Source organism: Nocardia aobensis NBRC 100429, assembly GCF_000308375.1.
Lineage (GTDB): Bacteria > Actinomycetota > Actinomycetes > Mycobacteriales > Mycobacteriaceae > Nocardia > Nocardia aobensis.
In genome coordinates, this window is record NZ_BAFQ01000073.1 from 47,344 (window position 1) to 69,345 (window position 22,002).

Genomic DNA, 22,002 nt, shown 5'->3' on the forward strand with positions numbered 1-22,002 from the left:
TGCCGGTCCGTGGGGCGGGTGTGGCCTGCGTGACAGCGGCGGGCAGATCGGTGAGGGCGAATCCGAGCGCGACACATGCCGGTCCGTGCCCGGTGGCCGGGGATGTCGGTGCTTGTCCCTAGACTCTGTGCCGTGACTCCAGCCTCCACCGATCAGCGTCAGGGCAGTGTGTCGTCCACCACCGCCGCAGCGGCAGCGCCGAAAGCCGGCAGTACGGTGGCGGGTGCCCCCGGCGAGCGTCCCACGCTGTTGTTGCTGGACGGCCATTCCCTGGCCTACCGCGCCTTCTACGCGCTACCGGCGGAGAACTTCAAGACCGTCACCGGGCAGACCACCAACGCCGTCTACGGCTTCACCGCCATGCTGATCAACCTGCTGCGTGACGAGCGGCCGACCCATGTGGCGGCCGCGTTCGACGTCAGCCGGAAGACCTTCCGGGTCGAGGCCTATCCGGAGTACAAGGCCAACCGCATCACCACTCCTGACGAATTCCGCGGACAGGTGGAGATCACCCAGGAGGTGCTCGGCGCGCTCGGCATCCCGGTGATGGCCATCGAGGGCTACGAGGCCGACGACATCATCGCCACCCTCGCGACTCAGGCTGTGCCGCAAGGTTTCCGGGTGCTGATCGTCACCGGCGACCGGGATTCGCTGCAACTGGTCAATCCCGATGTCACCGTGCTGTACCCGAAGAAGGGTGTCTCCGAGCTCACCCGGTTCACACCGGAGGCGGTCGAGGAGAAGTACGGCCTGACCCCGGCCCAGTATCCGGATTTCGCGGCCCTGCGTGGCGACCCGAGTGACAATCTGCCCGGCATTCCGGGCGTGGGGGAGAAGACGGCGACCAAGTGGATACGTGAATTCGGCGATCTGCCGTCCCTGGTCGAGCGGGTCGACGAGGTGCGCGGCAAGGTCGGCGACGCACTGCGCGCGAACCTGTCCAGCGTGGTGCTCAACCGGCAGCTCACCGAGATGGTCAAGGATGTTCCGCTGCCGTACACCCCGGAGCAGCTGGCCCAGCAGCCGTGGGATCGCGACAAGATCCACCGCCTGTTCGACGATCTCGAGTTCCGGGTGCTGCGGGACCGGCTGTTCGAGACGCTGGCGCCGCCGGAGCCGGAGGCCGAGAGCGGTTTCGAGATCAGCGGCGGCCCGGTCGCGCCCGGCGCCGCCGCGGACTGGCTGGCCGAGCATGCGAAAGCCGGTGCACGCCACGGCGTTTCGATCGTGGGGACGACCACGCCCGTGCAGGGTGATGTGAAGGCGATCGCGATCGCCGCCGCCGACGGGGAGGGCGGCTACTTCGACGTGGTCGCGCTGACCCCCGAGGACGAACTCGCCCTCGGTCGCTGGCTCGCCGACGCCGAGACCCCCAAGGCCGTGCACGAGGCCAAGGCGGCCATTCACGCCCTGCGCGGGCGCAACTGGCGGCTGGCCGGGCTCACCAGCGACACCGCGCTCGCGGCCTATCTGGTCCGCCCCGGACAGCGCACCTTCAACCTCGACGATCTGTCGTTGCGGTACCTCTCGCGGGAATTGCGGGTCGAAGCCGCCGAGGACGCCCAGCTGTCGCTGCTCGACGATGAGGACCAGGTCGACACCGAACTGGCTCAGGCCGAGATCCTGCGCGCCCGCGCGGTGGCGGATCTGGCCGAGGCGTTCGACACCGAACTCGACCACATCGAATCCGTGCCGCTGCTCACCGAGATGGAACTGCCGCTGCTGGGTGTGCTGGCCGAACTCGAGCACGCTGGCATCGCCGTCGACTGCGACAAACTGGACGGGTTGCAGCGTGAATTCGCCGACCGGGTGGCCTCGGCCGCGGAAGCCGCCTACGAGGTGATCGGTAAGCAGATCAACCTGGGTTCGCCGAAACAGTTGCAGGTGGTGCTGTTCGACGAGCTGGATATGCCCAAGACGAAGCGGACCAAGACCGGTTACACCACCGACGCCGACGCGCTCGAGTCGCTGTTCGAGAAGACCCAACATCCCTTCCTCGAACATCTGCTGGCGCACCGCGACGCCACCCGCCTCAAGGTCACCGTGGACGGGCTGCTGAAGTCGGTCGCCGACGACGGCCGCATCCACACCACGTTCAACCAGACCATCGCCGCCACCGGCCGGTTGTCCTCGACCGAGCCGAATCTGCAGAACATCCCGATCCGCACCGACACGGGCCGGCGCATTCGCGACACCTTCGTCGTCGGCCCCGGCTACGAATCGCTGATGACGGCGGACTACAGCCAGATCGAGATGCGGATCATGGCGCACCTGTCCAAGGACGCCGGGCTGATCGAGGCGTTCAACTCCGGCGAAGACCTGCACAGCTTCGTCGCGTCCAAGGCCTTCGACATCCCGATCGCCGATGTGCACCCGGAGATGCGCCGCCGGATCAAGGCGATGTCCTACGGCCTGGCCTACGGTTTGTCCGCGTACGGGCTCTCGCAGCAACTGCGGATCAGTGCCGAGGAGGCGAAGGCGCAGATGGAGGTCTATTTCTCCCGTTTCGGCGCGATTCGTGACTATCTGCGCGACGCGGTGGATCAGGCGCGCAAGGTCGGCTACACGGAGACGCTGTTCGGCCGTCGCCGCTACCTGCCCGACCTGGATTCCAGCAACCGCCAGCGTCGCGAGGCCGCCGAGCGGATGGCGCTCAACGCGCCCATCCAGGGCACCGCCGCCGACATCATCAAGGTCGCGATGATCAACACCCAGGCCGCCATCGCGGAGGCGGGCCTGCGTTCGCGCATGCTGTTGCAGATCCACGACGAACTCGTCTTCGAGGTCGCCGCGGGTGAGCGCGAGGCACTGGAATCACTTGCCCGCGAACAGATGTCGAGCGCCATCGACCTGTCGGTGCCGCTCGAGGTCTCCGTCGGCGTGGGCCGCAGCTGGGACTCCGCCGCGCACTGATCAGGGCTTGGAGCGAGCCCGGTCTCGCACGGCATCCCGCGCCGCGGACGAGGATGTCCGCGATCCGCCACTCGCCACGCGCGAGGTCGCCCGGCGGGCGCGCGGCATCCTGCCGAGCGCGCGGGTGCGCCGACTGGTGTTCCGGCGCTATCTGTTGCGGTGGGGCAAACCCGCGCAACCCCGGTGACGACACGCCGAACCGGTCCGTGGCACATCCTGTGGACCCGCTGTGGCCTGCGCGAATGCGGCGCTCACCACGGCACTGTCCGTTGGCATACCGTTCACTCGAAAATGTGACGAAGTTACTCGTTGGTTCCGCCGCAATATTGTTGCCATCGTCGCGACGAGTCCATATTCTCGAAGCCGTGCCGAATCCCGCCGCAAGCCACAGCGCCGCGCGCAACGTCGCCGACCGCGACCGCGTGGTGCTCCTTCCGCTTACCGCGATGGTGGCTGCGGCGCGACTTCTCGTAGTACCTCGCCGTAGCGGGAGCTGATTCGGACCGGCCCCCTCGCTGCGGCCGTTGACAAGTGTTTGCGCTGGTCCCCTCTGTCATCCGACCAACGACAAAGCTTCGGGAAGACCTAGTCCAATGACGATCACTATCGATACACATGACTTCATCGCGGCCGCGCCCAAGGGGCTGCGCGCCGAATCCGCCGACCTGACGCCCGCGGAGTTCTACGACCGCTACTGTGCGCACACCGGCCCGGTCAAGCTCAGCGACTGGGCGCGGGCCGAACAGCGGGCGACCTATACCGCCACCATCGAACTGGCCGGACATGCGCGGACCGTGGTGTCCGCCGGTAGCCCGGTCGCCGCGCTGACCTCGGCGCTCTACGACGAGGGCTATCCGGTGGAGATTCTGCAGTTCCACCAGCGGCGTACCGGCAGCGGCACCGCCACCTTCGTGCAGTGCGAATGCAACGGCCGCCGAGGCTGGGGCGCCGCGCTCGCCGGAGACGGGCCGGAGTCGACCGTCCGGGCCATGATCGCCGGCATCAACAAACTCGGGAACTGAGCCCAGCTCGGCAACCGAGCCGACACGCGAAAACGCCGGTGCCGCATCCCGTTTCGTGAGGAATCGGGATGCGGCACCGGTTCGGGCGGGTCAGCTCTGCTGCTGTTCGGCGAGCTGCTTGCGCACCTCTTCCATATCGAGCGCCTTCACCTGGGAGACCAGATCCTCGAGCGCGGCCGGCGGCAGTGCGCCCGGCTGCGCGAAGACCAGGACACCCTCGCGGAAGGCCATGATCGTGGGGATGGAGCGGATGTTGGCGGCGGCGGCGAGGCTCTGCTCGGCCTCGGTGTCGACCTTGCCGTGGATGACATCGGGATGCTGTTCCGAGGACGCCTCGAAAGTGGGCGCGAACGCCTTGCAGGGCCCGCACCAATCGGCCCAGAAATCGACGAGGACGACGTCGTTTCCGGTCACAATCTCGTCGAAGTTCTGCGCGGTCAGGGTCTGGGTGGCCATGGGTTCCTCTCGTGTCGTTGTCTGCGGTGCAACGCGGGACGCTGCGCATATCTTCCGTGCGGCCGGCGTCCGCGGCTCAACCGTGGGCCTCACCCCCTGGGGCGATCGGCCACTCGATCCGCCGATCACCGTCCCACCGCCGAATACCCACCACGGTAGCCGCAAAATCCCGTTCGGCGGCCACCGCCTCGATCGCCGCGGGCCAGTGCTCCGATCTCAGCCGCCGTGCCAGCGTCACGTGCGGGGTCCACGCGTCCGGGCACATGTTCGCCGGAACGCCGGGGCAGCCGTCGACGACCGCCGCGATGCGCCGTTGCATCGTCAGCAGGTCCTCGGTGGGCACCACCAGCCGTACCAGAATGGGATGGCGGGCGCCGAATATCAGCAGCCCGCCCAGCCGGATCGGGAGCGGGCGGAACGGGAGGGCGGCCAGCGTCCGGTCCAGCCGGGGCCAGATCTCGCGGGCGACCGCGACGGTGATGTGCGGCCGGTGTTCCGGTGTGGGACTGTGCATTCCGGCCTCGGCCAGCATGCGCCACTGCCGGCGAATCTCGGCCTCCGCCGCCTCGTCGAGTACCAGTTCCACCGACTGCACCATGATGCGGGCCAACTTACGCGCGGGGATCGCGTGCGGTGCGTCGATCACCCGACTTCGGCCGGCGGTCCAGGGCCCGCGGTGGGCTCGGTGACGCGCCACCCCATAGGGTGACCCGGTGTGCCGGGCCGCGGACCGGCCGGGACGGGGTGCGAGCAGAGGAGTGAACGCGGTGGATTCGCGGCGGGTGGTGCGGCTCGGGCTGATCGAGGGCGACGGCATCGGACCGGAGGTGGTACAGGCGACCCGGGCAGTGGTGGACGAGGCGCTCGCCGCGGCCGGCGCGCCGACGCCGGAATGGGTCGAACTGCCGATCGGGCATGCGGCCATCGCCGAATGCGGGGAACCCCTCCCGGAGACCACGTTGTCCGCTCTCGCCGACCTCGACGCCTGGATTCTCGGTCCGCACGACAACGTCTCCTACGCGCCGCATCACCGCATCGGGGCTCCGCCGGGCGGGGCGATCCGCAAACGCTTCGGCCTGTACGCGAATATCCGCCCGGCTCGGACCTTTCCGGGCGTGCGGGCGGCCGCGCAGGACATCGATCTGGTGATCGTGCGCGAGAACAGCGAGGGCTTCTACGCCGACCGCAACATGTTCGCCGGTTCGGGCGAATTCCGGCCCACCGCCGATGTGGCGATGGCCGTGGCCGTGATCACCCGAGCCGCCTGCGCACGCATCGCGCATCAGGCCTGCGCGCTCGCGGCGGCCCGGCGCGGCCGGTTGACGATCGTGCACAAGGCGAATGTGCTGCCGATGACGATGGGTCTGTTCCGCGACGTGTGTTCGGAGGTGGCCGCCGGGTACTCGGGCGTCGAGGTCGACGACGAACATGTCGACGCCGCGGCGGCCCATCTGGTCCGGGCGCCCGGTGACTACGACGTCCTGGTGACCGAGAACCTGTTCGGCGACATACTTTCCGACCTCGCGGGGGAACTCGCCGGTTCGCTGGGCCTGGCGGCCTCGCTGAACTGCTCGGCCGACAAGGCGATGGCGCAGGCGGTGCACGGCGCGGCTCCCGCGCTGGCGGGACGCAACCGGGCGAATCCGGGTGCCCTGCAACTGTCGGCCGCGATGCTGCTGCGCTGGCTGGGCGCCCGTGACGGCGATCCGGCGCTGCTCGGCGCCGGCGACCGGATCGAGCGTGCGGTGGCGGCGACCCTGGCGGCCGGCATCGCCACCGCCGACCTCGGCGGACTGGCCTCGACCAGTGAATTCACCGAGCAGGTCCGGGCGCGGGTGCATCGCCGGTGAATCGGCGTGTACCCCTGCCGCCGGTCGCGGCGCGCATTAACCTTCGGTAACCGACCGGCGCATCCCGTGCCGATCGCCTAGATTTTCGAATGGCTGCATTGCTACACGGCGACCCGCCCACGGTGGCGGATCGCGCGAATACGGAGGGCCGCGTGTCAGTTCGACTCGGCGCCCGCGGGTACATCCTGCGAGCCGCGTGCGTGATCGTCGGTGCGGCGGTGCTGGCAGCGGGATGTGCGGACAACACCGAGGACGAATCGCCCAAGGTGCCCAAGGTGCCGGTGCCCGAGGTCGAGTCGATCGCGGCGCAACTGCCGCCGAAGATCGCGCAGGCCGGACGGCTCGTGGTCGGTGTGAACGTTCCGTATCAGCCCAACGAGTACCGGGATCCGCACACGGGACGGATCATCGGATTCGACGTCGACCTGATGGACGCGGTCGCGGGTGTACTCGGTGTGCGCGCCGACTATCAGGAAGCCGACTTCGAGAAGATCATCCCCGCGATCGAGGCCGGCACCGTCGATGTGGGCATGTCGTCGTTCACCGACAACCTGACGCGGGAGAAGACCGTCGACTTCGTCGACTACTTCTCCGCCGGCATCCAGTGGGCCCAGCGCAAGGGTCGTCCCATCGATCCGAACAACGCCTGCGGCAAGAAGGTCGCCGTGCAGCGCACCACTACCGAGGACATCGACGAGATCCCGGCGAAATCGAAGGCCTGCACCGATGCCGGCAAGCCCGAGATCCACAAGATGTCCTACGACGAACAGAGTGCGGCGGCCACCGCCCTGGTCCTCGGCCAGGTGGACGCCATGTCCGCCGATTCCCCGGTCACCGCGTACGCGATCAAGCGCAATGCCGACACCATCGAGGCCGCGGGCCCGGTGTTCGAGGCCGAGCCCTACGGCTGGCCGGTGCCGAAGGGGTCGCCGCTGGCCCCGGTGCTGCAAGCGGCGCTGCAGCATCTGATCGATACCGGCGTCTATCGCACCATCGCCCAGAACTGGGGCGTAGAGGCCGGTGCGATCACCACGTCGGTCATCAACGGCGCGAAAGGCTGAGTGCACATGTCCGCGCAACCCCCCGCCGGCTCGCAGGCCGGGCCGCCCGAGGCATCGATGCCGGAGCCGATCGAGGCCGTACCGCTGCGGCGGCCGGGACGCTGGATCGCCGCGGCGGTACTGCTGATCCTGCTCGGCCTGTTCGTCTACGGTGCTGCCACCAACCCGGCCTATCGCTGGGACACCTACGGGAAGTATCTGTTCGATCGGCGGATATCCGAGGGTGCGGTGGTCACCCTCGAACTGACCGTGCTGGCGATGGCGATCGGCGTCGTGCTCGGTGTGATCCTCGCGGTGATGCGGCTGTCGCCCAATCCGGTGTTGCGGTCCGTGTCGTGGGTGTATCTGTGGATCTTCCGCGGCACCCCGGTCTACATCCAGCTCGTCTTCTGGGGCCTGTTCCCGGCGCTGTACAAATCGATTCAACTCGGAATCCCGTTCGGCGGGCCCAGTTTCGTGCAGTGGGATGTGCAGGACTGGTCGCAGCCGTTCATCTTCGCCATGATCGGCCTGGGCCTGAACGAGGCCGCCTATATGGCCGAGATCGTGCGTGCCGGAGTCAATTCGGTGGGTGAGGGCCAGCGCGAAGCGTCGGTGGCGCTGGGCATGTCGTGGGGGCAGACCATGCGGCGCACGGTATTGCCGCAGGCGATGCGGGTGATCATCCCGCCCACCGGCAACGAGCTGATCTCCATGTTGAAGACCACCTCACTGGTCACCGCGATCCCGCTGACCACCGATCTGTACGGCCGCGCCCGCGATATCTACGGCATCAACTTCCAGCCGATCCCGCTGCTGCTGGTCAGCGCGACCTGGTATCTGGCGATCACCAGTGTGCTGATGGTCGGCCAGTTCTATCTCGAGCGGTACTACTCGCGCGGGGTGACGCGGCAGTTGACCGGCAGGCAGCTGCGCGCACTGGCCACCACCCAGCAGACCACGGAGGCCGGCAAATGAGCAGCGCCACGGCGGCTTCGGCCGATGTCCCGATGATCCGCGCCGAGCGGGTGTGCAAGAACTTCGGTGCGCTGCAGGTGTTGCAGGGGGTGTCGCTCGAGGTCGCGCGCGGGCAGGTGATGTGCCTGATCGGCCCGTCCGGCTCCGGCAAGTCGACCTTCTTGCGCTGTATCAACCATCTGGAACGGGTGAATGCCGGGCGGCTCTACGTCGACGGCGATCTGGTCGGCTATCGCGAACGCGGCGGCAAACTCTACGAACTCCGTCCGCGGGAGTCGGCGCGCCAGCGCCGCGACGTCGGCATGGTGTTCCAGCATTTCAATCTGTTCCCGCATCGCACCGCGCTGGCGAATGTGATCGAGGCGCCGATTCACGTGAAGAAGATCTCCCGCTCCAAGGCGGTCGCTCGCGCTCGGGAACTGCTCGATCGAGTCGGCCTGGCGGACAAGGCCGATGCCTATCCCGCGCAGCTGTCGGGCGGACAGCAGCAGCGCGTCGCCATCGCCCGCGCCTTGGCGATGGATCCGAAGCTGATGCTGTTCGACGAGCCCACCTCGGCCCTGGATCCCGAACTGGTCGGCGAAGTCCTCACGGTCATGCGCGAATTGGCGCAATCGGGCATGACGATGGTGGTCGTCACGCACGAAATGGGTTTCGCCCGCGAGGTCGCCGACCAACTGGTGTTCATGGACGGAGGAGTGGTGGTGGAGGCCGGGAATCCGCGCGAGGTGCTGGCGAATCCGCAACACGAGCGAACCCAGGCCTTCCTGTCCCGAATCCTGTAGAAACGAGGCTCAGTCCTCGTCGAAAGCCGTTGCGCGCGCGACCTTCTCCCACTCGCCGATGTCGGCGCGCACGGAGTCCAGGTGGCCGAGCAGGGTGTCGACCGAATCGCTGCCCAGCGGCAGCCGCAGCGGGGTGCGCTCGGCCTCGAGAGCGGCGCGGATGGCGGCCGCGGCCTTGGCCGGGTCGCCGGGCTGGGTGCCGTCGCCGCCCTCGATCATGCGGCGGGTCTTGCCCGCGGTCTCGGCGTAGGCGTCGGATTCGGCACTGAAATAGGCTGCGCCGGAACCGAACAGGCCGGTGCGGAAGGCGCCGGGTTCGACGACGAGCACCCGGATGCCGAACGGTGCCACCTCGTCGGCCAGCGCCTCCGACAGTCCCTCCAGCGCGAATTTGGTGGCGCTGTAGGCGGAGAAACCGGCGAACGACATCTGACCGCCCACACTGCTCATCATCACGATCGCTCCGCTGCCCTGGGCGCGCATCTGCGGCAGGACGGCGCGGGTGAGGGCGGCGGGACCGAAGACGTGCAGGTCGAACAGGTCCCGCAGTTCCCGGTCGGTGGTTTCCTCCACCGCGCCGACCTGGGTGCGCCCGGCATTGTTGACCAGCACGTCGATGCGGCCGTAGCGCGCGATCACATCGGTGACGACCGCGGCGACGCGGTCGGTGTCGGTGACGTCGAGCGCTACGGCCTCGATGCGATCGGGATGGGCGGCCACCAGATCGTCCAGCGCGGCGGTGCGGCGAGCGACCGCGACGACGATATCGCCGGCGTCGATCGCGTCCTGGGCGATCGCGCGTCCGAAACCGCTACTGGCGCCGGTGATCAGCCAGACCTTGCCTGTGCTCACGGAAACTCTCCTCGATAGTTCTGGGTACGGGAGAAATCCTTGCCTGTCCCCAGTGGTGGAGTCCAAGACCTTTCGCTATAACCATGGGTTATGGATGTGCACGGACGTGATCTGCGGTACTTCGTCGCCGTCGCCGACGAGCTGAACTTCACCCGTGCCGCCGAGGCTCTGTTCATCTCCCAGCCCGCGCTGTCGAAGCAGATCCGCGCTCTGGAACGCCAGATCGGGGCGCCGCTGTTCGATCGCGACAGCCGGTCGGTCCGCCTCACTCCGGTGGGCCGGACGCTGCTGCCGCATGCGCGAAAGTTGTCGGCGGACTGGGACAGCGCGCGTGCCGAAGTGGAGGCCGCGAAGGCCGGCCGGCATGCCACCGTGACCATCGGGATCAGTACCAGCCCGGGGCGCGGTTTACTGCCGGCTGTGAGGTCCCGGTTCGCCACCGCGTTCCCGCATGCGAAACCCGAGCTGCGTCAACTGGGCTGGTCCGATCCGACCGCCGGATTGGCCGATGCCGGCGCCGATGTCGCCTTCGTATGGCTGCCACTGGCCCAGCCGGACCGCTACGACTGGATCGTGGTGGCGCGCGAACCGCGCATGGTGGCGCTGCCCGAAAATCATCCGCTCGCAGCGCATTCGGTGGTGGATTTCGCAGATCTGCTCGATGAACCGTTCCTCGCGCTGCCGGAGTCGGCGGCCGAGTTGCGCGACTACTGGCTGGCGGTCGACGCGCGTGGCGGCCGCGCGCCGAACATCGGGGCAGTGATCTCCAGCACCGAGGAAACCTACGAGGCGCTGCTGAACGGCGACGGTGTGGTGCTCCTCGCGGCGGGCAATGTTCCGCTCATCGCCCACGAGGGCGTGGTGGCCCGCGAGGTACGCGGCATCGGCCCGAGCGAATTGGCGCTGGCGTGGCGGCGCGGCGAGTCCCGCCCGCTCGTCCGCGGATATATCGACGCGTGTCGCTCGGCGGTGGGCGCCGGATGAGCCGTCGGCGGGTGCGAGTGGCTCGGCTCGCAGCCGTACCCGCCGAGGCGGGACGTCGTCGCGCCGGCCTCGGGTCGGCAGCGCCTCGGGTTCCGAGGGCCGACACTCGCGGGACCAGCCTCAGCGGTGCGCCGGCTTGCGGCGGCCCAGGGCGATGCGCAACTGCCCGAGCAGTACCTTCGCGGCCGGCGCCGCCGGTCGATCCGAACGCCAGACCAGGCCGAGCTGTCCGTGCATCTGCGGATCGGTGATCTCGATCATCCGGACTCCCGCGGCCTCGGCTCGAGCGGTGCCGAGGGCCGGAACCACGGCGATTCCCAGTCCACCGGCCGCGAGTTGAACGAGCAGTGGCGGCGCGGCGGCCTCGAACTCGATTCTCGGCGTGAATCCCGCGGCGGCGCAGCAACGTTCGAGCACGCCGCGAATTCCGGTGCCCCGCGGCAGGCAGATCAGGGAGCGATCGCGCAACGCGGCCAGCGCGATCCGCGATCCGAATTCGTGGGCGTCGCGCGCCACGGCCGCGGCCAGGCGCGTCTCGAAGACGACGTCGACGCTCAGGCGTTCGTCGAGTTCCGCGCCGGTCAACCCGACCAGGGCGATATCGAGTTCGCCGTGGGCCAGCGCGGCGAGCATCCGGTCCGTGGTGTCCTCGGTGAGGGTGATGCCGACCTGCGGATGATCCCGGTGGAATGCCGACAGGACCGTCGCGACGTCGAACTCCTCGGTCGCCGCCCCGGAGATCAGGCCGATTCGGACCTGCCCCCGCAACAATCCGGTGAACTCGTCGACGGTGAACGAGATCTGTTGTGCCGCAGCCAATGCCGATCGGGCATACGGCAGTACGGCGGCACCGGCGGCGGTCAGTGTCACGGTGCGTCCCGACCGGTCCAGCAGCGGCTGACCCAATTCCCGTTCCAGCTGCCGGATCTGCGCCGAGAGACCGGGCTGCGCCAGATGTAGCCGCTGGGCCGCCCGGGTGAAATTCGCCTCCTCGGCGACGGTGACGAAGTAGCGCAACTGCCGCAGTTCCATAACTGATAATTCTAGTATCAAGAATAACTATCTGTTTTACTTCTCATTAGCCCGGCGGCAGAGTTCAGGACATGACGAACTCGACCTTCCCCGCCGAACTGCCCACCGTCACCGGCCCGGTCTTTCGCCCGGGTGCGGACGGCTACGACGCCGAGGTCTCCGGCTTCCAGACCGCCTACACGCACCGGCCGGACCTCGTCGTCGGCGCGGTCCACGCCGAGGATGTACGGGCGGCCGTGGAATTCGCCGCGCGGCACGGGCTGCCCGTCGCGGTCCAGGCGACCGGCCACGGGCTCTCGGTGCCGGCCGCGGGCGGTGTGCTGATCAGCACGCGCCGGATGACCGACCTGCGCGTCGATCCGGAAGCCCGCACCGCCTGGGTGGCCGCGGGTGTGCAGGCCGAGGCGCTGATCGCGGCGGCGGTCGCGCACGGTCTGGCGCCGCTGAACGGCTCCTCGCCCTCGGTCGGTGTGGTCGGCTATCACCTGGGTGGCGGGCTCGGCATTCTGGCGCGCACCTTCGGCTACGCCGCCGACCGCGTCCGCGCCGTGGAACTGGTGACGGCCGACGGGCGGCTGCGCCGCCTCACGCCCGGTGACGAATTGTTCGGTGCCGCACTGGGATCCGGCGGTAACTTCGGTGTGGTCACCGGTATGGAGCTCGAACTGTTCCCGATCACCGAGGTCTACGGCGGACAGCTCACCTTCGACACCCAGCTGGTCGAACCCGCGCTCGAGGCGTGGCGGCAGTGGACCGCCGAGGTCCCCGAGGAGATGACCTCGGCGATCACCATGATGACGATGCCCGACGTCCCGGCGATCCCGGAACCGCTGCGCGGGCGCTACCTTGCCACCGTCAACATCGCCTTCACCGGGTCGGCCGCCGACGGTGAGCGGCTGGTCCGGCCGCTGCGTGAGGTGGGTGCCCGGCTCGCCGACGATCTGCGAACGATGCCCTACAGCGACACGCACGGCATCTACCGCGACCCGAGTTTCCCGCACGCCTATACCGCCACCAATGCCCTGCTGTCGGACCTGACCGCGGATGCGGCGTCGGACTTCCTCGACGTCACCGGCCCCGAGGCGCCGGTCGCTGCGGTGGCGGGCTTCCGCCATCTCGGCGGTGCGCTGCGCCGCCCGGGTCCGGCGGGTATCGCGATGGACCACCGGGAGGCCGAATACAACGCGCGCATCATCACGATGCCGAACTCGGATGGCCCGGATCAGCGGGGCTACCACGACCTGGTCGCGAAGTCGCTGGCGCCGTGGACGATCGGCCACAATCTGAACTTCCTGTACGGCGCCGGGGAGTGGGCCGACGAGAACCAGACCCGCGCCGGATACGCCGCGCGAACCTACGACCGGCTGCGAGCGCTGAAGTCCGCATACGACCCGGCCAACCTGTTCCGTTTCAACCGCAACATCCGGCCCGCCTGAGCCGCTCCGGCGACCCGGGCCACTTGTCGCCGGGAGTATCGCTGCGCTATCGTCGTGATATCACTTCAATATTGGGAGGATGTCATGTCGCTGCGTCCGGCCTTCCGGCTGAACGGGTTCTTGATGCTGTTGGTGCTGCTGGTGGTCGGCACCGCCGGACTGATCGGCGGGGTCGCCGCCTCCAGCGCCGCCGGTTCGGGTGGGGGTGCCGGCGCGGCGATCGGCGCGGTCGCGGGCTATGTGATCCTCGCGGTCGCGGTGATCCTGCTGACCGGACTCACCACCGTCGGCCCGAACGAGGCCAAGGTGCTGCAGTTCTTCGGCCGCTACGTCGGCTCGGTCGCCGACGCCGGCTTCTTCTGGACCCTGCCACTGACCACCAGACGGCGAATCTCGTTGCGGGTCCGCAACTTCGAGACACAGAAGTTGAAGGTCAACGATTTCGACGGTAATCCGGTGGAGATCGCGGCCGTGGTGGTCTACCGGGTCGTGGACAGCTTCAAATCCGCCTTCGCCGTCGACGACTACGAGGAGTACGTGCAGACCCAGTCCGAGGCCGCGGTCCGGCACCTGGCCACCGTGCACCCCTACGACGCCGCCCCCGATGTGGTGCCCGCGGCCGTGGCGGCGACGCCCGCTCTCGTCGGGTCCGACGACCCGGCTCCGACCAGCCTGCGCAACGGCGCCGAGGTCGCCGAGGAACTGACCACGGAACTGCGCGAGCGCACCGCGCTCGCCGGTATCGAGATTCTCGAAGCGCGCATCACGCATCTGGCGTACGCGCCGGAGATCGCCCAGTCGATGCTGGTCCGCCAGCAGGCCGCGCAAGTGGTGGCCGCGCGCAGCCGCATCGTGGAAGGTGCGGTCGGCATGGTGGGCATGGCGCTGCAGCGGCTCACCGAGGAGGGGATGGTCGACCTGGACGAGGAGCGGCGGGCCTCGATGGTGTCGAATCTGCTGGTGGTGCTGTGTGGCGATCGGTCCGCTCAGCCCGTGGTCAACACCGGAACTCTCTACTCCTGATGGCCAAGCGCGAGCCCAAGAAGGTGCTCGTCCGGCTCGATCCGGCCGTCCACGAGGCGATAGCCAAGTGGGCGGCCGACGACCTGCGCAGCATCAACGCTCAGATCGAGTACGCCTTGCGGATGGCGCTCGATCAGGTGGGGCGCTCCCCGCGGCGGGCCGGGGAGGCCCCCGAATGAAAACAAACCTGACACCCGTTTCGTCCGGTATTTATTACCAGGTGGTCACGCCTTGAACACAAAACGCCCCAGGAAGTGCGAAAAGGTCACGAATGGGTAGCTTGGTTGCGTGCCAATCGTGTTCGAAACCGGGGGACTGCAGCAGCTTGACCAGACCACGTGGGGGAATCCGGCCACCCGTGACATCATCACGCTGAGCTATATCGATCTGGTACCGGACTTACCCGCCCCGCTGTCCGACATCGACACGTTGCGCCGCCGCCTCACCGAATTACAGGCCGAGTTCGGCTGCCTGATCGAGGCACATGCCATCAGTGTGGACTCCCAGCCGGCCCTGCTGCGGCTGGAGAAGTTCCCCCTGGCCGATCAGGCGACCGGGCTGGGCTTCACCGCCGGAATCGTCGTGCCCAAGGCCGGGTGCAGCGCGATCGTGAAGATCATGTGCCCCGAAACCGGCCGGTCCGGCGTCCGCGAGGCCGCGGTCGTGCCGAAGGTCGGCTTCGCGAACATGTTCCCGCCGCATCCGTACGCGCCGGAGGTCAAGGGCAAGCTGCCCTACAACGTCGCCGACGACGCGCGCTGGGATTCGCAGTTCCCGGACCACCCGCTGACCCGCGCGCGGCGCTGGATCACCCACGTCAGCCGGACCGCGCGCATCGATCCGCGGTTCGCGGCGCTGCCGCCGTTCCTCGGTCCGGGCGGTGCGGAGGCGTCGGCCACGAAGCCGGCGCCCACGGGTAAGGCCCCCACGGGGCAGACGGAGCCCGCCGCGGCGCCCGCCACACCGGTGGCCAAGCCGGATCCGGGCAAGACCACGCCCATTCCCGCGCAGACCTCGGTGTCCGACGGCAAGGCGACGGTGACGTCGCCGCCGCTGCCGCGAGCCGCGCGGGCTAATGCCGCGGCGGCTTCTCGGTAACGAAAATGGCTGTGCCGGGGAAGATCTCACCGCGCAACGGGCTCCACTGACCCCATTCGCGCTCGAGCCACTCCGGCCATTCGGGTTCGACGATGTCGAGCAGGATCAGGCCCGCGCCGACGATGTCGCGGACCCGATCGCCGATCGTGCGGTGATGTTCGACGTAGATCGGTTCGTCGTCGGCGTCGACCTCGACATATGGCGTCCGGTCGAAATACGGGATCGTGGCGCGCAGTCCGTCCGGGCCCGGATCGTCGGGGAAGATCCATCGCATCGGGTGATTCACCGAGAACACCCAGCGTCCGCCCGGCCGCAGCACCCGGGCCACCTCCCGCATCACCTGGGCGGCATCGGCGACGAACGGGATCGCGCCGAACGCCGAACAGGCCAGATCGAACGATTCGTCCGCGAACGGCAGCGCCTCGGCACCGGCCTGCACCAGCGGCACCCGCGGGCCGCCGCGCGCCATGGCCGCGAGGCCGCGGTCGAGCATCGCCCGCGACAGATCCAGTCCGACCGGATGCGCACCCCGGCCGGCGAGCCAGCGCGAACACGGCGCCGATCCGCAGCCGATCTCGAGCACCCGCCGCCCGGCGACCTCGCCCAGCAGATGCCAGTCGCCCTCGTGCAAGCCCTCCGGGCACCAGACGAATTCTCCGGCCTCGGAGTCGACGCCCAGGAAATCGGCGTGGGTCTCGTGGTACTGCGCGGCGTCGGCGTCCCACCAGCGCCGGTTGGCGCGCTCGCTGACGGCCGAGCCGACGCTCGTGCGGGTCACCCGCGCGGTGCCGAGCAGGGCGTTGGCCTGGGCGTGGCGAGCGTCGTCGAGGAGGGCCGGATGCGGGTCGTCGGACATGGTTCGCAGCGTATGGCACGGCCGGGCGCGGGCCCTCGCGGACGCCGTCGGGATGTGCCCGCCGGGGTGTGCGCGAGCGGGGTGATCACCTCCCGGCCGTGACGGGTACCACACTGTGCGGGAACGGTGTTCGGTGCGGACGTATGATCATGATGCGGGCGGGGACCCGTGTTTGCTTGGCGTAACTCACGTCGCGTACGCTGTTTCCCGCGAGTGTCTTCGGCATTTGCGTAGCCGCTGTCGGTACTGTAGCGCTCGGTACCGGGCGCAGGGGTTACGGATTTCGGAAGTCGCCCGCGGGCTGTGATTTCGCAGCCGGTGCTGTGAGTTTCTGCAGTGAGTACAGCGTTGTGCTGTGTCGCAGCGATGTGCTGTGCACGGCCGTCAACGTAGTTCCACCGCTGTGACTTCACAGCAAAACCGAGAGTTCCAATGTCCACTACCGACCACAATCCGTCCGGAGCAACCCAACATATGCCCACCACCGTCACCTCGCCGCAGGTAGCCGTCAACGACATCGGCTCCGCCGAGGACTTCCTCGCCGCCATCGACAAGACGATCAAGTACTTCAACGACGGAGATATCGTCGAAGGCACGATCGTCAAGGTCGACCGCGACGAGGTTCTGCTCGACATCGGTTACAAGACCGAAGGCGTCATCCCTTCCCGCGAACTGTCCATCAAACACGATGTCGACCCGGCCGAGGTCGTTTCCGTGGGCGATGAGGTCGAGGCCCTCGTTCTCACCAAGGAGGACAAGGAAGGCCGCCTGATCCTGTCGAAGAAGCGGGCTCAGTACGAGCGGGCGTGGGGCACCATCGAGGAGCTCAAGGAGAAGGACGAGGCCGTCAAGGGCACCGTCATCGAGGTCGTCAAGGGTGGTCTGATCCTGGACATCGGCCTGCGCGGCTTCCTCCCGGCGTCCCTGGTCGAGATGCGCCGCGTCCGCGATCTGCAGCCGTACGTCGGCAAGGAGATCGAGGCCAAGATCATCGAGCTGGACAAGAACCGCAACAACGTGGTCCTGTCCCGCCGCGCCTGGCTGGAGCAGACCCAGTCCGAGGTCCGCAGCGAATTCCTGCACCAGCTGCAGAAGGGCCAGGTCCGCAAGGGCGTCGTGTCCTCGATCGTCAACTTCGGCGCGTTCGTCGATCTCGGCGGCGTCGACGGTCTGGTGCACGTCTCCGAGCTGTCCTGGAAGCACATCGACCACCCGTCCGAGGTCGTCGAGGTCGGCATGGAGGTCACCGTCGAGGTTCTCGACGTCGACCTGGACCGCGAGCGGGTTTCGCTGTCGCTCAAGGCCACCCAGGAAGACCCGTGGCGTCAGTTCGCCCGCACCCACGCCATCGGCCAGATCGTGCCCGGCAAGGTCACCAAGCTGGTTCCGTTCGGTGCGTTCGTGCGCGTCGAGGAGGGCATCGAGGGCCTGGTGCACATCTCCGAGCTGGCCGAGCGCCACGTCGAGGTGCCGGACCAGGTTGTCGCCGTGGGCGACGACGCGATGGTCAAGGTCATCGACATCGACCTGGAGCGTCGCCGGATCTCGCTGTCGCTGAAGCAGGCGAACGAGGACTACCACGCCGAGTTCGACCCGTCGAAGTACGGCATGGCCGACAGCTACGACGAGCAGGGCAACTACATCTTCCCCGAGGGCTTCGACCCCGAGACCAACGAATGGCTCGAGGGCTTCGACAAGCAGCGGGAAGAGTGGGAAGGCCGCTACGCCGAGGCCGAGCGTCGCCACAAGATGCACACCGCTCAGATGGAGAAGATGGCGGCCGACGCCGCTGCCGAGGCCGCCAATGGCGGTGCCTCCGGTAACTACTCCTCCGAGAGCGGCGCGCAGAGCTCGTCCTCCAGCTCCTCCGAGTCGGCCGGCGGTTCGCTGGCCAGCGACGCGCAGCTCGCCGCGCTGCGTGAGAAGCTGTCCGGCAACGCGTAATTCGCTGAGCTGAAACGAAGGCCCCGGTCCGATGGACCGGGGCCTTCGCCCGTCTCCGGGCTGCCCATTCAGCCCGTCGTCACCGCATCGCTACCGCCGGTCCATTATTCTCGGCGAGGATCTACCGCTGTCCTCTGTCAGTCGGCACGGTCTTGTCGGCTGACGCGGTCTTGTCATCCGGCACTGTTGTTTTCACCGACGCGGAAGGTCTCGGCACCGGCATGGGTCTGTTCGACGGCATCAAGAGGCGTGATTTCCTGGCGAAGGCCATGGCGGCCGGTGGGGTCGGGGCGCTGGCCGCCTGGGCGAACCCGATCATCGAGCGTGCGCACGCGGCCGACCCGGCGGGCATGGGCGGGCTCGGCGATATCGAGCATTTCGTCCTGCTCATGCAGGAGAACCGCTCGTTCGACCACTACTTCGGAACCCTGTCCGGCGTACGAGGTTTCGACGACGCCTCGCCGGCGTGGAAGCAGTACGGCTACGCACCCGGCGTCGGGCCCACCGCCGACGGGTTCATCGTCCCGTTCCGGCTCGACACCACCCGAGGCGCGACGCTCGACGGCGAATGCGTCAACGACCCCGATCATTCCTGGGGCGGTATGCACGAGGCGTGGAACGGGGGCCGCAACGACCGCTGGATGCCGATGTCGGTGGCCAGCGTCGGCGCTGCCAATGGTCCTGCGGCCATGGGATATTACACCCGCGCCGATATCCCGATTCACCACGAGCTGGCCGATGCGTTCACCCTCTGCGACCACTACCACTCCTCGGTCCTCGGCCCGACCGACCCGAACCGGCTGTACTGGGTCTCCGCCACCATCGACCCCGACGGTCTGGCCGGCGGTCCGCTGGTGGAGACGCCGACGCTGATCCCGCAGAACGCCTACAGCTGGCGCACCTACCCGGAGAACCTCTCCGAGGCCGGCGTCGACTGGAAGATCTACAACAATCGCGACCTCGGCCCGATCTCGTCGGTGATCCTCGACGGCATGATGGGCTGCTTCACACAGGCCGCGGATCCGAACTCCGAGCTGGCCAGGCGCGGCAAGGCTCCGGTCTATCCGCAGGATTTCGCGGCGGACGTGGCCGCCGACCGGCTGCCCTCGGTGTCGTGGGTGATTCCGCCGCTGTTCAACTGCGAACATCCCGCGCTGCCACCGGCATTGGGCGCGGTGGGCATCATGCAGGTGCTCGACATCCTCACCTCCAATCCGAAGGTGTGGGAGAAGACCGCGCTCATCGTGAGCTACGACGAGAACGGCGGATTCTTCGATCACGTGACCCCGCCGACCCCGCCGCCCGGCACGCCGGGGGAGTACCTCACCGTGGACCTCGGCCGGGTACCCGCTGCCAAGGGTGTCGCGGGCCCGATCGGGTTGGGTTACCGCGTCCCGTGTTTCGTCATCTCGCCGTATTCGCGCGGCGGCCTGGTCGCCTCGCAGACCTTCGACCACACCTCGCAATTGCGATTGCTGGAACGTCGTTTCGGCGTGGACGTGCCGAATTTGACTGCCTGGCGGCGCAGCGTCACCGGTGATATGACCTCGGCCTTCGATTTCGGTTCGGCACCCGATTCCGTGCCACCGCGAATTACCGATCCGAAACCGAAATCGGATGCCGCTCTGGCGCAATGTGGTCCGAATATCGCGCTCGGCACCAACGATAAGGGAATTCCCTATCCGGTGCCGCCGAATGCGATGCCGAGTCAGGAACCGGGCTCACGCCGAAGCCCGAGCGGTCTGGTGTGAAATACCGGCGGCCCGCCGAGTCTCCGGTGGGCCGCCGAATGTTCGACGTACTGGTCAGCTCGCCGTGGCGGGAATCCAACGGGTGGCGCCGCTGCGGCTGCGCATGGCCGCGAAGCTGTGCCGGGCCGGGCTGAGTAGGGCGGTCAACCACGAACGGCGATGTTCGGCCAGTGCTGCCGCAACGGCGGGTATCCGAATGCAGTGCACGGTGCCTGCCAAACCCAGCCGGTGGCGACCCGACTGGATGTGTGTGGTGCCCAATGATCGTCCTTCGCTAGCTCGGATGGCCTGGATCGCCCGGGGCGAAACAGTAGCGGAACAAAAGTGCGGGGCTGCGGATTTTGCGTGACTTCGGCCCCGGCGTGTCGGAAAGTTGCCGACTCCAGGTCGGTATCGCGAGGAAAAAGTTGCGAATTGATATCACCGGCGTCACGGAATGGGTAATACCGCGTGGATGAGGTGAAAAAGAAACACGCGATGGGCAATCAGCCCGATCGGCCCGCGGCCGGGGTGCGGACGCGGACGCCGGCAGTGGATGCGAGACTGGGGAAATGTTGCGTATCGGTCTCACCGGAGGCATGGGAGCGGGTAAGTCGACGGTGGCGCGGCTGCTGGTGGAACACGGGGCGGTGCTGGTCGACAGCGACGCCATCGCCCGCGAGGTCGTCGAACCCGGCACCGAGGGTCTGGCCGCACTGGTCGCGGCGTTCGGCCCGGACATTCTGGCCGAGGACGGCAGTTTGAACCGCCCGGCGCTCGCGGCGGTCGCTTTCGCGGACGAGCAGTCGCGCACGACGCTGAACTCGATCACCCATCCGCTGGTCGGCCGGCGCACCACCGAGCTGATCGCCGCCGCGCCCGCGGACGCCGTTGTGGTGCAGGATATTCCGCTTCTGGTCGAGAACAATCTCGGCGCGATGATGAATCTCGTCGTGGTGGTGATGGCCGACGAGCAGACGCGCGTGCACCGGCTCGAGCAGTTCCGTGGCGTGAGTCGCGCGGACGCGCTGGCACGGATCAAGGCGCAGGCGAGTGACGACCAACGGCGTGCGGCCGCGGATGTCCTGTTGGACAACAATTCTGATGCCGAGGCGCTGGCGCCGCAGGTCCGAGCGCTGTGGGAGCAGCGCCTGCTGCCCTTCGAACACAATGTGCGCACCGGGACTGCGGCGCGCTCGACCGGGCCGGTGCGGGTGGTCGAGCCGGACCCGCACTGGCCGGCGCAGGCGCAGCGGTTGATCGGCCGGCTGTGGCTGGCCTGCGGTGGCGACGCGCGCCGCATCGATCACATCGGTTCCACCGCCGTGCCGGGGCTGGCCGCCAAGGATGTCGTCGACATCCAGATCACGGTCGCCGACCTCGCGACGGCCGACGCGCTGCGAGATCGATTGGCCGCCGCCGGTTTTCCGCGGATCGACTCGATCACCGGCGATAATCCGAAGCCGACGCCCCAGGATCCCGCGGGCACCGATGCCGAGCTGTGGGCGAAACGTCTGCACGGCAACGCCGATCCCGGGCGGCTCGCGAATGTCCATGTGCGCGTGGACGGTTCGCCGGGACAGCGGTTCGCCCTGGACTTCCGTGACTGGTTGCGCGCCGACGCCGACGCCCGTGCCGAGTACCTGGAGATCAAGCGCCGCGGCGAGGCGGAGGCGACGGGCAAGGTGGGGGATGAGGCCGTCGAGGCGTACCTGTCGGTGAAGGAACCCTGGTTCGACAAGGTCTACGAGCGGGTTCCGCACGCCTGACGCAGGCTCCACCACGTTCCGCTGTCAGTGCGATACGGAGGTGATTCGGTCGATCTCCGCGAGGTCCTCTGCGGTGGGCTGCCACTGCCCTGCCCTCACATTGGCCTCCACCTGTTCGGATGAGGTGGCGCCGGCGATCACCGAACTCACCGTGGGTTGCGCGGCCAGACCGCCGATGGCGACGTCGAGCAGGGAGATGGACCGCTGCGCGGCGAAATCCTCCAGCTGTTCCAC

At 68.1% G+C, this 22,002-nt stretch carries 22 protein-coding genes; 15 read left to right on the forward strand and 7 right to left on the reverse strand.

Annotated features, from left to right (window positions below; genetic code table 11):
* The first annotated feature begins 102 nt into the window (after positions 1-102).
* The 3 genes from polA to RJ03_RS10050 all read left to right on the forward strand — a co-directional run bounded on the left by polA (position 103) and on the right by RJ03_RS10050 (position 3,935).
* Positions 103-2,913 carry a DNA polymerase I gene (polA, locus tag RJ03_RS10040; RefSeq protein WP_083870722.1) on the forward strand — a complete coding sequence of 937 codons (2,811 nt, stop codon included), beginning with the start codon at positions 103-105 and terminating at the stop codon, positions 2,911-2,913.
* A gap of 7 nt (positions 2,914-2,920) precedes the next feature.
* On the forward strand, positions 2,921-3,100 hold the full coding sequence (locus RJ03_RS10045; protein ID WP_036500537.1) for a hypothetical protein: 180 nt from the start codon (positions 2,921-2,923) through the stop codon (positions 3,098-3,100).
* Positions 3,101-3,506: 406 nt separating this feature from the next.
* On the forward strand, positions 3,507-3,935 hold the full coding sequence (locus RJ03_RS10050; RefSeq protein WP_036500539.1) for a 2-isopropylmalate synthase: 429 nt from the start codon (positions 3,507-3,509) through the stop codon (positions 3,933-3,935).
* Between the two features lie 90 nt (positions 3,936-4,025).
* On the opposite strand, the gene trxA is transcribed toward RJ03_RS10050, so the two are convergent.
* Both trxA and RJ03_RS10060 read right to left on the reverse strand, forming a co-directional pair.
* A complete protein-coding gene (gene trxA / locus RJ03_RS10055; RefSeq protein ID WP_036500541.1) occupies positions 4,026-4,391 on the reverse strand; it encodes a thioredoxin in 366 nt (121 codons plus the stop codon).
* A 76-nt stretch (positions 4,392-4,467) separates the two neighbouring features.
* Positions 4,468-5,037, reverse strand: a complete 570-nt coding sequence (locus RJ03_RS10060; protein WP_232329398.1) for a 2'-5' RNA ligase family protein — start codon at positions 5,035-5,037, stop codon at positions 4,468-4,470.
* Between the two features lie 121 nt (positions 5,038-5,158).
* Between RJ03_RS10060 and RJ03_RS10065 the strand changes: the two genes are divergently transcribed.
* The 4 genes from RJ03_RS10065 to RJ03_RS10080 all read left to right on the forward strand — a co-directional run bounded on the left by RJ03_RS10065 (position 5,159) and on the right by RJ03_RS10080 (position 9,044).
* On the forward strand, positions 5,159-6,241 hold the full coding sequence (locus RJ03_RS10065; protein WP_232329399.1) for an isocitrate/isopropylmalate dehydrogenase family protein: 1,083 nt from the start codon (positions 5,159-5,161) through the stop codon (positions 6,239-6,241).
* 152 nt (positions 6,242-6,393) lie between these two features.
* Entirely contained in the window at positions 6,394-7,302 is a 909-nt protein-coding gene (locus tag RJ03_RS10070; RefSeq protein ID WP_245552233.1) for an ABC transporter substrate-binding protein, read from the forward strand.
* A 6-nt stretch (positions 7,303-7,308) separates the two neighbouring features.
* The gene (locus RJ03_RS10075; RefSeq protein ID WP_036500610.1) at positions 7,309-8,259 is read left to right on the forward strand and encodes an amino acid ABC transporter permease; all 951 of its coding nucleotides are present in this window, start codon (positions 7,309-7,311) and stop codon (positions 8,257-8,259) included.
* The gene (locus RJ03_RS10080; RefSeq protein WP_036500546.1) at positions 8,256-9,044 is read left to right on the forward strand and encodes an amino acid ABC transporter ATP-binding protein; all 789 of its coding nucleotides are present in this window, start codon (positions 8,256-8,258) and stop codon (positions 9,042-9,044) included. The genes RJ03_RS10075 and RJ03_RS10080 overlap by 4 nt, the downstream gene beginning before the upstream one ends.
* A gap of 9 nt (positions 9,045-9,053) precedes the next feature.
* Here RJ03_RS10080 and RJ03_RS10085 read toward each other — a convergent pair whose 3' ends face one another.
* A complete protein-coding gene (locus RJ03_RS10085; protein ID WP_036500548.1) occupies positions 9,054-9,896 on the reverse strand; it encodes an oxidoreductase in 843 nt (280 codons plus the stop codon).
* A gap of 90 nt (positions 9,897-9,986) precedes the next feature.
* On the opposite strand from RJ03_RS10085, the gene RJ03_RS10090 reads away from it, so the two are divergent.
* Entirely contained in the window at positions 9,987-10,880 is an 894-nt protein-coding gene (locus RJ03_RS10090) for a LysR family transcriptional regulator (RefSeq protein WP_036500550.1), read from the forward strand.
* Between the two features lie 120 nt (positions 10,881-11,000).
* On the opposite strand, the gene RJ03_RS10095 is transcribed toward RJ03_RS10090, so the two are convergent.
* Positions 11,001-11,912, reverse strand: a complete 912-nt coding sequence (locus tag RJ03_RS10095; protein ID WP_036500553.1) for a LysR family transcriptional regulator — start codon at positions 11,910-11,912, stop codon at positions 11,001-11,003.
* 71 nt (positions 11,913-11,983) lie between these two features.
* Between RJ03_RS10095 and RJ03_RS10100 the strand changes: the two genes are divergently transcribed.
* From RJ03_RS10100 to RJ03_RS10115, 4 genes are all read left to right on the forward strand, one after another.
* A complete protein-coding gene (locus RJ03_RS10100) occupies positions 11,984-13,348 on the forward strand; it encodes an FAD-binding oxidoreductase (protein ID WP_036500555.1) in 1,365 nt (454 codons plus the stop codon).
* Between the two features lie 84 nt (positions 13,349-13,432).
* A complete protein-coding gene (locus tag RJ03_RS10105) occupies positions 13,433-14,371 on the forward strand; it encodes an SPFH domain-containing protein (protein WP_036500557.1) in 939 nt (312 codons plus the stop codon).
* A complete protein-coding gene (locus tag RJ03_RS10110; protein ID WP_036500559.1) occupies positions 14,371-14,550 on the forward strand; it encodes a type II toxin-antitoxin system antitoxin in 180 nt (59 codons plus the stop codon). The genes RJ03_RS10105 and RJ03_RS10110 overlap by 1 nt, the downstream gene beginning before the upstream one ends.
* 109 nt (positions 14,551-14,659) lie before the next feature.
* Entirely contained in the window at positions 14,660-15,469 is an 810-nt protein-coding gene (locus RJ03_RS10115; RefSeq protein WP_174372286.1) for a hypothetical protein, read from the forward strand.
* Here the strand turns inward: RJ03_RS10115 and RJ03_RS10120 are convergent.
* A complete protein-coding gene (locus tag RJ03_RS10120) occupies positions 15,444-16,325 on the reverse strand; it encodes a class I SAM-dependent methyltransferase (protein WP_036500562.1) in 882 nt (293 codons plus the stop codon). The two genes, RJ03_RS10115 and RJ03_RS10120, sit on opposite strands and share 26 nt — an antisense overlap.
* Before the next feature lie 474 nt (positions 16,326-16,799).
* Between RJ03_RS10120 and rpsA the strand changes: the two genes are divergently transcribed.
* Entirely contained in the window at positions 16,800-18,269 is a 1,470-nt protein-coding gene (gene rpsA, locus RJ03_RS10125) for a 30S ribosomal protein S1 (RefSeq protein ID WP_036500565.1), read from the forward strand.
* A gap of 221 nt (positions 18,270-18,490) precedes the next feature.
* A complete protein-coding gene (locus tag RJ03_RS10130; RefSeq protein ID WP_036500567.1) occupies positions 18,491-20,020 on the forward strand; it encodes a phospholipase C in 1,530 nt (509 codons plus the stop codon).
* Positions 20,021-20,074: 54 nt separating this feature from the next.
* On the opposite strand, the gene RJ03_RS38305 is transcribed toward RJ03_RS10130, so the two are convergent.
* The gene (locus RJ03_RS38305) at positions 20,075-20,281 is read right to left on the reverse strand and encodes a hypothetical protein (protein WP_083870720.1); all 207 of its coding nucleotides are present in this window, start codon (positions 20,279-20,281) and stop codon (positions 20,075-20,077) included.
* Between the two features lie 290 nt (positions 20,282-20,571).
* On the opposite strand from RJ03_RS38305, the gene coaE reads away from it, so the two are divergent.
* Positions 20,572-21,768: a dephospho-CoA kinase gene (gene coaE / locus RJ03_RS10135; RefSeq protein WP_036500569.1), complete on the forward strand. Its 1,197-nt coding sequence runs from the start codon at positions 20,572-20,574 to the stop codon at positions 21,766-21,768.
* A gap of 24 nt (positions 21,769-21,792) precedes the next feature.
* Here coaE and RJ03_RS10140 read toward each other — a convergent pair.
* Positions 21,793-22,002 (reverse strand): aldo/keto reductase (locus RJ03_RS10140; RefSeq protein WP_167331962.1); only part of this gene is annotated, 210 nt, incomplete at its 5' end.

Bases quoted from the DNA above. Each gene is read 5' to 3' on its own strand.
- coaE (WP_036500569.1), top strand. From the start codon at position 20,572: ATGTTGCGTATCGGTCTCACCGGAGGCATGGGAGCGGGTAAGTCGACG.
- RJ03_RS10075 (WP_036500610.1), top strand. From the start codon at position 7,309: ATGTCCGCGCAACCCCCCGCCGGCTCGCAGGCCGGGCCGCCCGAGGCA.
- RJ03_RS10105 (WP_036500557.1), top strand. From the start codon at position 13,433: ATGTCGCTGCGTCCGGCCTTCCGGCTGAACGGGTTCTTGATGCTGTTG.
- RJ03_RS10100 (WP_036500555.1), top strand. From the start codon at position 11,984: ATGACGAACTCGACCTTCCCCGCCGAACTGCCCACCGTCACCGGCCCG.
- rpsA (WP_036500565.1), top strand. From the start codon at position 16,800: ATGCCCACCACCGTCACCTCGCCGCAGGTAGCCGTCAACGACATCGGC.
- RJ03_RS10050 (WP_036500539.1), top strand. From the start codon at position 3,507: ATGACGATCACTATCGATACACATGACTTCATCGCGGCCGCGCCCAAG.
- polA (WP_083870722.1), top strand. From the start codon at position 103: ATGTCGGTGCTTGTCCCTAGACTCTGTGCCGTGACTCCAGCCTCCACC.
- trxA (WP_036500541.1), bottom strand. From the start codon at position 4,391: ATGGCCACCCAGACCCTGACCGCGCAGAACTTCGACGAGATTGTGACC.
- RJ03_RS10120 (WP_036500562.1), bottom strand. From the start codon at position 16,325: ATGTCCGACGACCCGCATCCGGCCCTCCTCGACGACGCTCGCCACGCC.
- RJ03_RS10080 (WP_036500546.1), top strand. From the start codon at position 8,256: ATGAGCAGCGCCACGGCGGCTTCGGCCGATGTCCCGATGATCCGCGCC.
- RJ03_RS10130 (WP_036500567.1), top strand. From the start codon at position 18,491: ATGGGTCTGTTCGACGGCATCAAGAGGCGTGATTTCCTGGCGAAGGCC.
- RJ03_RS10095 (WP_036500553.1), bottom strand. From the start codon at position 11,912: ATGGAACTGCGGCAGTTGCGCTACTTCGTCACCGTCGCCGAGGAGGCG.
- RJ03_RS10110 (WP_036500559.1), top strand. From the start codon at position 14,371: ATGGCCAAGCGCGAGCCCAAGAAGGTGCTCGTCCGGCTCGATCCGGCC.
- RJ03_RS10090 (WP_036500550.1), top strand. From the start codon at position 9,987: ATGGATGTGCACGGACGTGATCTGCGGTACTTCGTCGCCGTCGCCGAC.